Raw genomic sequence first — 15,057 nt, 5'->3', positions numbered from 1 at the left:
TGAACACCGTTCGTCTTCCTAACGGGCGGCGCTGCACCGGGCCAGTGGATTGCAGATGTAGCGAACCGCGTAGTCTGCGACAGGGGAGTATGGAAAAAGACACAAGCTGGATAGCGCGAGCGTCCCCAATTTCTTCTTCAGGCTCCAGAAAGGGTTCGCCACAATGGCATGCAGATACCGGTGGGAATCTCTTAGCATCCAACGCCAACGGGTCGTCAACGGAGCATGGTAGACGCTTGAATAGAAATGAGCTCGTTCGTATGCGAAATCGTGGAAGTCGGCCGGCAATTGCATTCCCATGCGACACCAGGCCAGTTCCCGAAGGGTAACCCAGCGGGACGGGAATGCCTTGGGGGCCTTTTCCTGCTGATCAGAGTTAGCAAACAATGCGTCTCTCCCTGCGCTTGCATATACGCGATATCCGCCGAGTGACACCGGGATACTCGATACTGGTCCAACTAGAGCCGACCCATAAATTGCATAGAAATCTGCGCCATATCGGTCCTTGACCGTTTCGGGTACAGGAAAGATCTTTCTAAGAGCACTGACGCTGTAGGCGTTTCCAGACGCCGGCGGTGACGGATAGAGCCACCCATCGAGCAGAAGCTTTCGACAATCACCATCGATTCGAGAATGAGGTACATAAGCGCCCATCTGCTTACTCGTGTGATCGATCACGTCTAGCTGAAACTGCACTTTTGCAAGATCTCCGCTCTCGAAGCGCTGCATCACCTCCGACACGGCGTCCTGATAAAGGACGTCGTCAGCATCGAGGAACAGCACGTAATCCGTTCTGGCGAGATGCAGCCCTAAATTGTAGGCAGACACCTGGCCGCCGTTGTTCTTGAAGACGGAGCTAACGCGAGCGCCATAGCCTTCGATGATTGCGCGCGAGCCGTCTGTTGATCCGTCGTCGATCACTATGACGTAAGTGCTCATGTAGTCCTGTGCAAGCGCCGAATCGATTGCCTCTGCGAGGAACTGTTCGTAGTTGTGATTGCAGATGATGACTGTCATGTCCTTCATGATTTGTCACGCGCGAAGGTAAGAAGGGATCTGACGGCCTGGGACCGCTTTCATATGAACCGTCGGCGGATTAGCGTGCTGGCAATGTTTTTCGGTGCGAGCAAGGTGGCAATGCTCCAACCGGCGATAAGACAGCGGAAGGCTGGGCGCTCGAAACTCGCGCGAAAAGGAATGGAAAGGGCGTCGCGCAGAGCCCTGACTCTGCTGTCACCGGGCAGCGGATGCTGTCGCGGTGTGAGCCGTAAAGAGGCAACGCGCAATTGCAACAAGTGAGGTGCACAAAAAAGGGTGCTGAGCGGCGGTGCCGGCCGGCCGGTCATTGCGCACGCCTTGCAGGCTGCGCTGTGACGCTTGAGCGCACGCGCGATCTCTCGTCCAAAGTTGCTCGTGCTCGCGCTCATGGCGCTGTCATTGGCGCCGTGCATGCGATAGAGCACCAACGGTGCAGCGATCGTTTCTACGTCGCCAAGGTAGGGGGCCATGGCGATGCAGGTTGAATCCGTGAACGAATCGTAACTCGCATCCAGTGGAAAGATTCTTTCCAGAAAACTGCGTGCGTAGGCATTTCCCGATCCGGGCGGCGTAGGGTATTCGGACGTTTCATAAGCCCAGTGACGGATCGCTTCGGACGATAGTCCGGGCGGGATCTTCGGGATCACATTTCGAACCTTTGGAAGCGCATTGTGTATGCGACGGCCCTGTGCGTCGACGCGCTCCATCAGCACCTGTACCTTGCTGAGGCCGGTTCGCCATACTGAAGCAATGGCGCGCAACGCACCAGGCATTAGCACGTCGTCAGCATCGAGGAATATGACGACGTCGCCTGTACTTCTCGCGAAGCCTACGTTGTTGGCGTCCCGCTGCCCCCCGTTCTTTTTGAAGATCGCCGTGATTTTTTCACCAAACGAATGAATGGCGTCGGCCGAGTTGTCGGTCGATCCGTCGTCCACAACGATGACTTCCAGTCGATCCCAGTCTTGCGTCAAGGCGCTTTCAATAGCCTGTCGAAGAAAATGCCCATAGTTGTAGTTGGCGATGACGATCGAGAAAAAGAGGTCCTTTTTAGCCATAGATCCGCTCAGTCCTGCGTTCATCGACTGCCTCCGGCTTCTCTAAGAATCAGAGTCCTTGAACCTGCGAGATGCGCTGCATCGACCAGCGCTATGGGCCAACCTGATTGATGTCGCCGCTAAAGCTGGCGCGGCCAACGGTGCCGCGTGTGGCACCCTGGTTGAAACTATTTAAGTTCAAAGGTTTCGGAGTGTGCGATTGCGGCCTAAAATCGGTCGATAAAGGCGCAAAAAGTTGAACGGCGGAGTTTCGGCAGAGGATAAGTACTTCTTTCTAATCGCAAAACGCGAATCGCAAACGGGAAGCGCAGACGTTAATCTCGAATCTATTTGCTACTTTGCTTCCTGCGATTAGGACACCGATATTGCTAACCGTCTACTCAAAGGCAGCTACGTCAGACAACCAATCGTTAGATCCGCGCCGCGCAGGCGGGACGACGGCAGCGCCCCTGGTTTGGTCTACGGGCTTCATACAGTGCAGAGCATCGGAGACGGAAATCGACCGCGCAGCGGCGAATGTCACATTCACGGAGCGAGGGAATTAGCAGTTCGTGTCTCAGCTCAATCCGCGACGACGACCGGCCGCGTGAGAGCTACTACCTGGAGCTAATCGATGAAGGTTGCTTTTTACAAGGGAACGCGTCCCGGCCTCGCCGGGAAATTAAACCGCCTGATCCGGTGGTGGACAAACAGTCCCTATTCGCATTGCGAACTTGTCGTCGCTCCAATCATCGACGCGCATCTGTGTGCATCGTCGTCGTTCGAGGATGGGAGCGTGCGCTTCATTACTACGAAGCTAGATCCAGCGCGATGGGATGTCGTCGGAATCGCGGCCGACCCGGTGAGGGAGCGGGCTGCAGTGGAGTGGTTCAACGATCATTTCGGCGAACCGTACGACTTCGCGCCTGTCTTTGCCTTCCTGCGGCGCCGCGGCCGTTATCGAGGTCGTTGGCACTGTTCGGAGTCGATCGGGGCAGCGCTGGGTCTGCCGGAGTCCTGGCGGTTCGATCCCGCTACGCTGCACGCTGCGCTCTCTTCCGGTTCGGTGCAGTCGCCGCCCGACGACATGCCGCCACTGGTGCTGGACAGTGCCTCGCAGTAATCGCTGGAGGGTCTCGCGGCAGCTATCGGTCAAGGGTGCAGCTGAGGAGCGAAATGTTGGCAGAACGTATCAATCTGAGCCTGGGCGCTATTGAGGCCTGACAGACCGTGTGCTCGTGCGGCGCATGTGTTGTGCGACGAAGTCTATCGGGGCAGGGATCTGCACGGCAGCGGCTATATCGCATCCATAGCTGCGCAATTGCGAATCGCCTCTGCGAACTGCGGATTGGATAAATTGAAACCCGTGCGCACGAGCGAAAGCAACATTTAATCGACGCCCTGAATCACCCCGACGATGCGCCAATTTTCAACGAGACCGATAACGCTGGCGAGCGCTTCTGGCAAACGTGACTCGACACTTGCAGTTCAGTCTGACCGCACTCCGCCGTCGGCAATCGGCCCGACGCAATCCCGCGCCCATATCCAGCCGAACCACCAAATTCCCGTCCCAAATCATTCAAGCCTGATTGAGTCCGCTTCGCGAAGCCCTAGAGTCCTGACCAAATTCATCTGGCAAGGTCGTTGATTTCGGAAAACGCACAGTCGAACCAATCCCGCGCGTTCTCAGGTTTGCGCCGCCGCCTGCCGTTAGAGATATCCACTCCACATCCCACCCGCGTGAAACTCCACAATGCAGTTACTCCAGTGGGCACATCGCTTGCGCACTTCCCCAGATGCTTACCGGAGGCCCAGAAAATGAGCAAGCGGGATGTACCAGGAGTCGGACCCTATGGCGGCCCGGCTGGCGGCTGGGGCGCGTTGCAGGCAGTGGCTCGCGCCGTGCGCCAGCAGATGGGTGTGGCGCGCGAGGCGACGATGCTGTTGAAGGTGAATCAACCGGCCGGTTTCGATTGCCCGGGGTGTGCATGGCCCGACCCGCGCAGCACGTCGTCGTTCGAATTCTGTGAAAACGGCGCGAAGGCTGTCTCCTGGGAAGCAACGAGCAAACGTACGACACCCGATTTTTTCGCACGGCATTCGCTCAGCGAACTGTGGCATTGGAGCGACTTCGCGCTAGAGGACGAGGGGCGGCTGACTCATCCGATGCGCTACGACGCCGCCACAGACCGATACGTGCCGATCGACTGGGACGAGGCGTTCGCACGGATCGGCGCAGCGCTGCGCGCCTTACCCGATCCGAACATGGCGGAGTTTTACACGTCCGGCAGGGCCTCGAACGAGGCGGCGTTTCTGTTCCAGCTGCTTGCGCGCCGGTTCGGCACGAACAACTTCCCCGATTGTTCGAACATGTGCCACGAGCCCACGAGCGTGGGTCTTCCCGAATCAATCGGCGTCGGCAAGGGCACGGTCACTCTCGCTGACTTCGACTATTGCGACGCGATATTCTGCATCGGACACAATCCCGGCACCAACCATCCGCGCATGCTCGCGACGCTGCGCGCTGCCGCGCGGCGCGGGGCGAAGATCGTGGCCCTCAATCCGTTGCGCGAACGCGGACTGGAGCGTTTCACTTCGCCACAAGACGCTATGGAAATGGCCACTGGGCGCTCTACGCCCATTGCCACCGACTACGTGCAACTAAAGATCGGCGGCGACGTCGCGGTCCTGAAAGGGATGATGAAAACGCTGCTCGACATGGACCGTGAGAGCCGCGGGAACGGAGGCGAGGGCGTAGTGGATCGCGCGTTCATCGACGAACACACGACGGGGTTCGACGAGCTGGTGCGCGATCTGGAAGCGACGCCGTGGGACCAGATCGTGTCGACGTCGGGCGTTGCGCGCGACGAGATCGAAAAGCTTGCGCGCATTTATGCGGAGTCTCGCGCCGTGATCGTATGTTATGGCATGGGCATTACACAGCATCGCAGCGGGACCGCGAACGTCCAGCAGATTGCGAATCTGTTGCTCATGCGAGGAAACATCGGACGCGATGGCGCAGGCATCTGTCCGCTGCGTGGCCACTCCAACGTGCAAGGCGATCGCACGGTGGGCATCACCGAAGTGCCGCCGCCTGCGTTCCTCGATTCGCTCAAGCGCGTGTTCGGCTTCGAGCCTCCGCGCGAGCACGGGCACGGCGCGATCGCCGCGATGCAGTCCATGCGCGACGAGCGCGCGAAAGCGCTGATCTGTCTGGGTGGCAATCTGCCCGTCGCGATGTCGGACCCCGACGTCTGCTTCGACGCGATCCGCAAGCTCGACCTGGCCGTGCATATCGCCACGAAGCTGAACCGCTCGCATCTGCTGGCCGCAAAAGAGACGTTGTTGCTACCGTGTCTCGGACGCACCGAACTGGATGTTCAGGCAAGCGGGCCTCAGTCTGTCACCGTCGAAGACTCCATGTCGATGGTGCATGCGTCGCAAGGATCGCTGCCGCCGGCGTCGGAGCATCTGCGTTCGGAACCGGCGATCGTCGCGGGCATCGCCAAAGCATCGCTCGACGATCCGACGCTCGACTGGGATGGCTGGGTCGCCGACTACAGCCGCATTCGCGACCTGATCGAAGCGGTCTTTCCGCAATTCGAGCATTACAACGAGCGCATACGCGAACCGGGCGGCTTCCGGCTTTACAACGCCGCGTCTGCGCGCCGCTGGGACACGCCCGACGGCCGCGCGCGTTTCATCGCCCATAGCGGCGTCATGGAAGATCCGCGCGTGAATCGCAGTGACGCGCTACTGCTCGCCACGATACGCAGCCACGATCAGTACAACACGACCATTTACGGCTACAACGACCGCTATCGCGGCATATCGGGTCGCCGCGATGTGATTTTCGTCAACGAGCAGGATCTCGACTCGCGCGGCCTGCAGCATGGCGATCTCGTCGATGTCGAAGCGATCGAAGATACCGTGAGCCTCGGCGGATCGCGTCGTCTATGCGGCCTGACCGCGGTCGCTTACGACATTCCCCGCGGATCGATGGCGGCCTACTATCCCGAGGCAAACGGGCTCATCGCATTACATGACTGCGACGCGCGTAGCGGGACGCCGTCGTACAAGTCGGTGCCCGTGCTGCTCTCGCTCAGCAAGGGAGATTGCTTGCCGGAGGACCAGGCGTCGACGTGGCAGCAAGGCGACGTGCGCAACGACCGCACAGGAGCCGCCATCGCAGGCGAGGCTGCCCATCGTCCGAACGATGGAGCGATGCCAACCTGATTGCTGGTGACTGCTACTGGTTGCTAATGGGCTGCTGCGATACGCCGGGTGGCCGTCTGGTGCTGCGCGTTGAATGTGCAGCGTGCGCGGCATGTCGATTGCGCACGCAAGTCCCATCAACTTGATGGTCGGAGGGTCGCAATGAGCAACGATCTCAAACCGAAGGATCGCGTTAGCTGGAACACACCGCAGGGCGAAACCCACGGGCACGTCAAACGCGTCATTACTGAGCGCGCGAAAGTCGATGGACACGTTGTTGCGGCATCGCCGTCCAGTCCGTCGTATGAAGTGGAGAGCGAGAAGAGCGGCAAGCGCGCGGTTCATAAAGGCGGGGCGCTGCGCAAGTCGCGTGGCTAGCGCGCACGCCCGGTATAAAACTTCCTAAGCGTCAGCGGCCGAAGGCGGTTGGCGGTCCTATTCTCCCCGCATCGTCTGTGCATTTTTGCGTCAGGCGATCAGCTGGGATTACGCAACTAACGGTCTGTCGCGCTAGCCGCGCTCGAGGTTGGGCTACGGCGAGCATGCGTCGAACCATGGAGCGTCATGCTTGCATCGGAATTCCCAGCCGGGCAGGCCGGTTCAACTGCATCGATCTCAAGCGTATGCGCAAATTTGCGCGTGCACGATGCTGGCTATCCGAACAACGGGATCAATGACCGACGTTTGAAATGCCGCGATTCTGTAAGCGGAAAAATTTGCACTCACGCGCGGTTTTCAGACTGTCTGTCCATCCCGATGCAAGGGCCGGAAAGGGCCAAATAGTCAGCACAGAGCCAACGACACTCGTCCAACGTGACCACACAACGAACCGCATTATTTGAAGGATAATGTCTGCCTTTTTGTCCCGTTGAGGCGGCCGTGAGCGACCAGACATCATCCGACGCATACCGTACAGCAGTGTCTGTGGATCATGATTTCCTTTATGGCGGCGGCGAAATGGGCGCGCTGTTGCGCGCGCATGACTGGAGCGCCACGCCTCTAGGCGAACCGGAAACGTGGCCACAAAGTTTGCGGTCCGCGTTGAGCATTTGTCTGGAAGCCAACTTCCCCATCGCCATCTACTGGGGACCCGAACTGGCGCTGCTCTACAACGATGCGTGGAGTTCGATTCCCGGCAAGAAGCACCCTGATGCCCTGGGTCGGCCGGGCAGGGAAGTGTGGCCCGAGATCTGGGACACGATCGGTCCGCTATTTCATCAAGTGCAGGAGACCGGAGCAGGGGTTTGGCAGCATGACCAATTGCTTCCCATGCACCGCCACGGATACACCGAAGAGTGCTATTTCAATTTCACGTTCAGCCCGATCCGGGGCGAAGGTGGCCAGGTAGAGGGCATTTTCAATGCCGTCCTCGAAACGACTTCCGCAGTTCTGGCAGAGCGGCGTGAACGTGCGCTGCGCCAACTTGCCGAGGCCCTCGCGGCAAGGCGGGACGAGCAAGAAGTGTTTGCAGTCGCGGCGACGCTGCTCGCCACGAAAAGCGTCGATGTGCCATTCAGTCTGCTTTATCAGATCGACGACAACGGACAGCAGGCGCACCTGATTGGACTCACCGGGATCGGCCGGGACAGTGCGGCTGCGCCGACGGTAATCGACCTTGGCGACGCCGACACGCCGTGGCCTCTTGCCAGCGTGCTGCGCACAGGGCAGAAACGCCTCGTGGAAGATCTTGGCGAACGTTTCACGAAGCCGCTCCCGGGCGGCCCGTGGCCCGAGCCGTGTACTCAGGCGCTCATCCTTCCGATTCAGGCGACGGCGCACCCAGGAGCGGTCGCCGCCATTCTTGTCGCGGGGATAAGCCCACGCGGCGCCGCCGACGAAGACTACCAGGCTTTCCTTGAGCGAGCCGCCTCACACATTGCGACCAGCCTGGGGAGCGCCCGCGCCTACGAGGAAGAACGACGACGTGCCGAAGCGTTGGCAGAGCTCGATCGCGCAAAGACGACGTTTTTTTCCAATGTCAGTCATGAGTTCCGTACGCCTCTGACCCTGATGCTAGGGCCGATAGAAGAGTTGCTCGCCGATCCGGAGCAACTTGGCGAAGAAGGGCTTCGGCAAATCCAGCTCGCCCATCGCAACGGCCTGCGGCTTCTGAAACTCGTCAATTCCCTGCTGGATTTTTCGCGTATCGAGGCAGGTCGCTTGCAGGCCAGCTTTCAAGCCACGGATCTTGCGCAGCTGACCACGGACCTCGCCAGCAATTTCCGTTCGGCCATGGAGCTTGCGGGGCTGACCCTGACCGTCAATTGCGAGACGCTCACGGAGCCGGTCTATGTCGACCGTGACATGTGGGAAAAAATCGTTCTGAACCTGCTCTCCAACGCGTTCAAGTTCACGTTCGAAGGCGGGGTATCGGTCGAATTGAGGCAGCGCGACACGGCTGAACTGGTTGTTCGCGATAGCGGGACCGGTATTCCCGCAGCGGAACTGCCGCGGGTCTTCGAGCGGTTTCACCGTATCGAGGGAGCACGCGGTCGCTCATTCGAGGGCAGCGGCATTGGTCTCGCGCTCGTCGAGGAACTCGTCAGGCTGCATGGCGGCACCGTTCGCGTAGAAAGCGAGATCGGCAAAGGTACGGTATTCACCGTTGCGATTCCTTTTGGCGCGAAGCACCTGGCGACTCCGCTGATCGAACATGAAGGACCGGTGCGCTCGAGCGCCTTACGTGCCGAGGCCTACGTCGGCGAGGCTGAGCGCTGGTTGCCCGACACGGAGGCGCTTCACGAGACCTCCGGTAGAGCAAGAGCTAGCGAGTCCGTTACGACTGCGGCGCGGCCGGCTAGCGATGGCGCCCACATTCTTCTGGCCGACGACAACGCCGACATGCGGGCCTACGTGCAACGTCTGCTAGGCGGTTCTCATCAGGTGGAAGTCGTCGCGGATGGACAGGCTGCATTGGAGACGATTCGCCGTCGCCGTCCCGACCTTCTGCTCACCGACATCATGATGCCGAGGCTCGATGGCTTTGGCTTGATACGATCCATCCGCGGCGACGCAACGCTGAAGGACCTGCCCATCATCGCGTTGTCGGCACGTGCGGGGGAGGAGGCGAGCCTCGATGGCCTCGCCGCCGGTGCCGACGACTACCTCGTCAAACCATTTTCCGCCCGCGAACTCGTCGCCCGCGTCGACTCAGCGCTGGCGATGGCGACACTTCGCAAGCAGATGAGCCACGCTCTGCGCGACGAGGCCAACCTGCTCGAGGTCCTCAATAAAATCGGCGCGACGATCGCGGCCGAGCTGGATCTGGACCAGGCGGTGCAAGTCGTCACCGATGCCGCCAAAGAGCTCACGGGCGCCGCGTTTGGAGCGTTTTTCTGCAATGTGCTCGACGAGCGTGGCGAGCGCTATACGCTCTATTCGATCTCGGGCGTGCCACGCGAGGCGTTCTCAAAATTTGCGATGCCGCGCAACACGAAGGTGTTCGCGCCTACGTTCAACGGCGAAGCTATAGTGCGCTCCGCCGACATCAAACAGGACCCGCGCTACGGCAAAAGCGCGCCGTATTTCGGCATGCCTGAAGGGCATTTGCCCGTGTGCAGCTACCTGGCGGCTCCGGTCGTGTCGCGCTCCGGCGAAGTCTTGGGCGGGCTCTTCTTCGGTCATCCCGAACCGGATGTATTTACCGAGCGCGCCGAGCGCCTGTTGCTCGGAGTCGCGGCCCAGGCGGCCATCGCCATCGACAATGCACGGTTGTATCAGGCGGCTCAGACTGAGATCGCGCAACGAACCCTGACCGAGCAGGCATTGCGTGAAAGCGAGGAACGGCAGCTACGCTTGAACGAGACGCTGGAAGCGAAGGTCGTCGAAAGGACATTGGAATTGCAGGCCGCGAACGAACAGCTACGTACCGCGGCCGAGGAGCGAGAGCGCGTCGAAGAGGCGCTGCGCCACGCACAGAAGATGGAAGCCATCGGCAAACTGACCGGTGGCGTGGCTCATGATTTCAACAACCTGCTGCAGGTGATAGCGGGCAACCTCCAGTTGCTGGCGAGAGATATCGACGGTCATGAAGCCGGGGAGAGGCGCTTACGTAACGCGCTGGCCGGGGTCACGCGCGGCTCGAAGCTTGCCTCGCAATTGCTCGCTTTCGGGCGGCGCCAGCCAATGCGGCCCAAGGTGGTCAACCTTGGCCGGTTCATCCGCGACATGGACGATATGCTGCGTCGCGCTCTGGGCGAGGAAATAGAGATCGAAACCGTCATCTCCGGCGGTCTTTGGAACACCATGGTCGATCCGAGCCAGGTGGAGAACGCGTTGCTCAACCTCGCCATCAACGCGCGCGACGCAATGAAGGGCCGTGGCAAGTTGACGATCGAGGCTGGAAATGCGTCGCTCGATGCCGTCTATGCCGCTGCCCACCCCGACGTCCGGCCAGGCCAGTACGTGATGCTTGCCGTCACCGACACGGGCTCCGGAATGTCGGGAGAAGTCATCGAGCACGCGTTCGAACCATTCTTCACCACAAAGCCGGAAGGGCAGGGAACCGGCCTTGGCCTGAGCATGGTGTGGGGCGTCGTCAAGCAGTCGGAAGGCCACATAAAAATCTACAGTGAGGTGGGCGAAGGCACCACCATCCGTATCTACTTGCCAAGGTCCCGCCAGCAAGAGGATCGCACGCCAGAGGCTGAAACTGCACCGGCGGTTGGGGGGACCGAAACTATCCTGGTCGTGGAGGATGACGAAGACGTGCGCAATACGGTCGTCGATATGCTCACGGACCTCGGATACAGGGTGCTGAAAGCGAGGGATGCGCAAAGCGGATGGGCCATCATAGAAAGCGGCGTGCCGATCGATCTGCTCTTCACCGATGTGGTGATGCCTGGCCCGCTACGCAGTCCCGAACTCTCTCGAAAGGCGAGGGAGCGGTTGCCGGACATTGCAGTGCTTTTTACGTCGGGCTATACGGAGAACGCGATCGTGCATGGCGGCCGCCTCGATGAAGGCATCGAGTTGCTGAGTAAGCCGTACACCCGGGAGGCTTTGGCACGAAGGCTCCGTCACGTGTTGGCAAATCAACGGCAGCTGAACAGCCAGCGTCCGGCCACGGCGGTCCGTGCGCGGCCCACCCGTGAATGGCCTGTCATCGAAGTTGCGTCCCCCGCGCTGCGGGTGCTGCTTGTCGAAGACGAGGAATTGATCCTGATGTCCACCGGAGACATGCTCGAAAGTCTGGGGCATCGCGTGCTCACCGCGGCCAGTGCGGAACAGGCGCTGCCGATTCTGGACGCCCATCCTGTAGACGTGCTGGTCGTGGACGTGGGCTTGCCCGGTATGTCGGGCGGCGAGCTTGCAGTTCAGGCGCGCAAGAAGTACCCGAAGCTGCATGTCGTGATTGCATCGGGCAATCCAGATCCGAGCGTGTTGAGCAACGAATGGCTTGCCGGGGCGGTGATTCTGGCCAAGCCCTATGACGAGCAAGGCTTGACGCGAGCCATCAGGAGGAAACAGTAGCAGTCGCAGCGGCAGGGGCGGGCGCCATTCTTGTATGCGCGGGCGTCGCGAGCTGCGCGGCGACGTGAATTACCTGTCCGACAGTGTCGCCAGGTTCAGTCGCCGGTTACCGGGTTGTCGTTTGCAGCAACTCGCGCGCGGCGTTTAGCGCGCCGTCGGCGATCTTGCCCGAATCGATCTTGTAGGTGCCCTGACGCAGTTCGGCTTTGATCGACTCGACCTTGGCGGTGTCGATATCCGGATCACTGAACGAGCGTAGCGCGGACATTGACGTGAGACTCACCTCCGCATTCTGCGTACCGGAAGTGCCGGCGGGGTTCACGGATTCGATCGCGCCATTCGTGTCGCTGTTGTTCGTTGCGCGCTGCGTAGTGTTGCGCGGCGCCGCGAGCGGGTAGTTGCTGGGTTCAATCTTCATGATGTGTGTCCCTCACTTGTTAAGTTCTTTAACGGTATGGCGTTTGAAATCTTCACCCTGCCGCGGCGGGCCTGGCCGCGCGCGAGCTGTTCCGTTGGGCGAAAACCCTTGCCAGACAGGGACTTCGGCCGATTGAAACAAAGTGCAACAATTTGTGAGCAATACCACATAAGGGCTCGAACGTACTTGGGAGAGCAACCTGGACGCTAATGACCAAGCGGTGCCGGGGCGCTTTCGGAGCGCGCGTGGCCTAAGCCGGCAGTCCGTTTGCCGAATGCCGATTCACCAGCGCGCAAAGCGCTGTCGCCCTGTTATCCGCTGATCGGCGGCGGCGCCTGCACAATCGGAGCCGCCGCTGCGAAAAGATCCGCGCGGTTGCCGGTGCGGGGCGGATAGATCCGCTCAGTGTTGATGACGCGTTTGACGTTCTTCGCCTGCTGACCCTGCGCGGCGAGCCTGCGCTCCCAGCCTTCCGTGTAGACCGCGCCCCAAGGGCCAAGGTCGAGAATCGTCGTGTACCAGTCGATGTCGAGCGGCAGCATCGGCAGACCCAGCAAATCGCAGACGACGTTGTGCCCCGCGAAACGCCCCATCGGTCTGCTGTGCTGGCAGGACATGACGGATTCATGCTTGCCGTCTTCGAAGAGCGCACGCGCCACGTCGCCGGCTGCGAAGACGTCGGTGACACCTTTTACGCGCAGCGTTCCGTCGACCGGCACCCGCCCGAGCGCATCGCGCTCGACAGGAATGCAGCGTGTCAACGGACTCGCATGCATGCCGCCACACCAGATAATCGTCGACGCGTCGACGCGCTTGCCGCCTGCGAGCGTCATCCCCGTGTCGTCGATCTGCTCGATCTCGACATTGGTCATCATCTCGACGCCGAGCTGCGTCAATGCCTGCTCGATGACCGGTTGCGCACCGCCCATCGCCATCGCGATCCGTGGCGCACGCTCGACGAGCATCACGCGAACCTCGCACGCACGCAGGCGCTCACCGCTCGCGGCCAGGAGGTCGCGCACACGATGCGGCAACTCGGAGGCGACTTCCACGCCCGTGAGGCCTGAGCCGATAACAACGAAGGTCAGACTTCCAGGAGCGTGTGAAAGCACCATTTTCAGGAGCCGTCGTTCGAGACGCTCGGCGCCTTCGTATGTATCGACGTTGAATGCATGGTCCGCGAGCCCACGAATCGGCGCGTCGATAAGGCGGCTTCCCGAGGCCAGCACGAGCTTGTCGAAAGTCAGCGGCGTAGTGCGTCCGCGGACGCTCACAGTGACCTGTTTGCTGGCGACGTCGATGTCCGTAACTGCGCCCTGAATCCATTGCACGCCGACGGGACCTAGCACATCGCTCAGCGGTACGAGCGTCGCCGCGAGATCCGCTTCGTAGTTGCGCACCCGGATGCTGTGGTGTGCGTGCGGGTTGATCATGACGACTTCGACCTGATTGCTCGCGCCTTGCTCATCGAGCTTGCGGGCCGCACCGATGGCGCTCCACAGCCCCGCAAAGCCGCCGCCGATCACGACGATCCGTTTCATGGCCGCTCCTGTCCAGAGATTTGTGCGCGGCCAATTTGCCCGATGTGCGGCGCGGCAACGCGGAGGAGATGCGCAAAACGCGACGGGACACGAAGCAAGACTCGAAGACGAGGCGCAGCCAGATGCGTGCAAACCTGTCGCAGTTGATATGGTAGGACAACGAAACGCAAAGGCGAGGAACGTGGCCGAGCGGCGGCGACTATTCGCGACGCCATGCAAGTGCGATCCGCGCTTCTCGCGGTTCCCGAATCATGGACTCGTGATTGTTTGTTTGATTTGAGTCTGCAGGTCCACCAACGGTGTCGCAGTCACTGTGGCGGCGACGCTTTCGGATTGGGGCAATAACCCGGCGAACGCAGCAATTCCGGTCGCGCATACCGCGACGAATGCGATAGCGCCAATGACGACGATTGCGTTGGTGTACGTCGGTTTCGAGTGCACTGGGTTTGCAAAGAGCCGCATCATGACTGTCTCCTGGTGGCGCAGCTACCGTTTGCAACTAGCGTGCCGACAACGCTCCAAAACCGCTGACGCGCCTGAGAAGCCCGCCGGTAAAGCAACGAACGAACAGAGCGGTTCCGCAGTAGCGGCCCGTTGTTGGAATCGATCAAACACACGGCGAGGTGTTGTTGCGGGCCAAAAACCAACACACCGGTGACGCCAGTCAGTCGAGAGGTCGAATAATCACTAACGAATCGTCATCCCACGCGCTATAACGTAGTTGCAGGGTGACTATTCGTGTCGAGGGGTCCACAAAATCAATCGACACTGCCAATGCGCACGCCAACTTGCGTCCCCGTCTCGGCCGGGCGCACTGCACTTCGTATCTGCCCAACTTTCCTGGATCACGGTCTCGGGTGACTCTACCCGCAGGCCGCAGGCGCGCTTCCGGATCTGAAAATCGCGTGTTGGTTTTCGAGCTCGTCGTGCGAATAACGAAACGGCATGAATGGATAATCCAACGCAGATCAGGAGGCAATATGAAATTAACACGGATGGTTGGATCGGTTGCCGGGCTGCTTTTGATCGCTGGGCTGGCGCATTCGCAAGGCACGCCCCAGGCGCCTCAGACCGCTCCGCAAGACAGCGGTCAGGTTCAGGTTTCCAACCCCGGTGCGGGGATGGAAGCGTACGGTGGCACCTCCGATACGATGGTACAAAGCGGCGCGAAACATGCCCGGCCGTGCAGAGTGAACCCGCAATGCAACGTGTTCTTCGGCGGAAGCTGACAATACACTGACGGCGCGCGAGCAAACGGTGAAACACCAGGTGCTCGCGCAAAACCATGGTCGACGTGGCTGGCCGCAATGGCTCAGTCCTGTTTCATTTCTATGTT

Annotated in this window: 8 protein-coding genes; 4 read left to right on the top strand and 4 right to left on the bottom strand. The window is 60.4% G+C overall.

Annotated features, from left to right (window positions below; all coding sequences use genetic code 11):
• Positions 1–18: 18 nt before the first annotated feature.
• Positions 19–1,026 (bottom strand): glycosyltransferase family 2 protein, encoded by a 1,008-nt coding sequence (locus BCA01S_RS05260; protein ID WP_027776027.1) that lies wholly within the window; start codon positions 1,024–1,026, stop codon positions 19–21.
• Between the two features lie 50 nt (positions 1,027–1,076).
• On the bottom strand, positions 1,077–2,120 hold the full coding sequence (locus BCA01S_RS05255) for a glycosyltransferase (protein WP_027776026.1): 1,044 nt from the start codon (positions 2,118–2,120) through the stop codon (positions 1,077–1,079).
• 589 nt (positions 2,121–2,709) lie between these two features.
• Here BCA01S_RS05255 and BCA01S_RS05250 point away from each other — a divergent pair.
• The 4 genes from BCA01S_RS05250 to BCA01S_RS05235 all read left to right on the top strand — a co-directional run bounded on the left by BCA01S_RS05250 (position 2,710) and on the right by BCA01S_RS05235 (position 11,762).
• Complete coding sequence (locus BCA01S_RS05250) at positions 2,710–3,198, top strand: hypothetical protein (protein ID WP_027776025.1); 489 nt, start codon at positions 2,710–2,712, stop codon at positions 3,196–3,198.
• Between the two features lie 695 nt (positions 3,199–3,893).
• Positions 3,894–6,311: an FdhF/YdeP family oxidoreductase gene (locus tag BCA01S_RS34480; protein WP_042317988.1), complete on the top strand. Its 2,418-nt coding sequence runs from the start codon at positions 3,894–3,896 to the stop codon at positions 6,309–6,311.
• A 141-nt stretch (positions 6,312–6,452) separates the two neighbouring features.
• Positions 6,453–6,668, top strand: a complete 216-nt coding sequence (locus BCA01S_RS05240; protein ID WP_027776024.1) for a hypervirulence associated TUDOR domain-containing protein — start codon at positions 6,453–6,455, stop codon at positions 6,666–6,668.
• A 501-nt stretch (positions 6,669–7,169) separates the two neighbouring features.
• Positions 7,170–11,762, top strand: coding sequence for a response regulator (locus BCA01S_RS05235; RefSeq protein WP_027776023.1), 4,593 nt, complete (start codon positions 7,170–7,172; stop codon positions 11,760–11,762).
• A gap of 106 nt (positions 11,763–11,868) precedes the next feature.
• On the opposite strand, the gene flgM is transcribed toward BCA01S_RS05235, so the two are convergent.
• A complete protein-coding gene (flgM, locus tag BCA01S_RS05230) occupies positions 11,869–12,180 on the bottom strand; it encodes a flagellar biosynthesis anti-sigma factor FlgM (protein ID WP_027776022.1) in 312 nt (103 codons plus the stop codon).
• 311 nt (positions 12,181–12,491) lie between these two features.
• Positions 12,492–13,721, bottom strand: a complete 1,230-nt coding sequence (locus BCA01S_RS05225) for an NAD(P)/FAD-dependent oxidoreductase (protein ID WP_027776021.1) — start codon at positions 13,719–13,721, stop codon at positions 12,492–12,494.
• Positions 13,722–15,057: the final 1,336 nt, after the last annotated feature.

Source organism: Paraburkholderia caledonica NBRC 102488, from assembly GCF_000685095.1.
Classification (GTDB): domain Bacteria; phylum Pseudomonadota; class Gammaproteobacteria; order Burkholderiales; family Burkholderiaceae; genus Paraburkholderia; species Paraburkholderia caledonica.
This window is presented reverse-complemented; position numbering and strand designations above follow the sequence as displayed.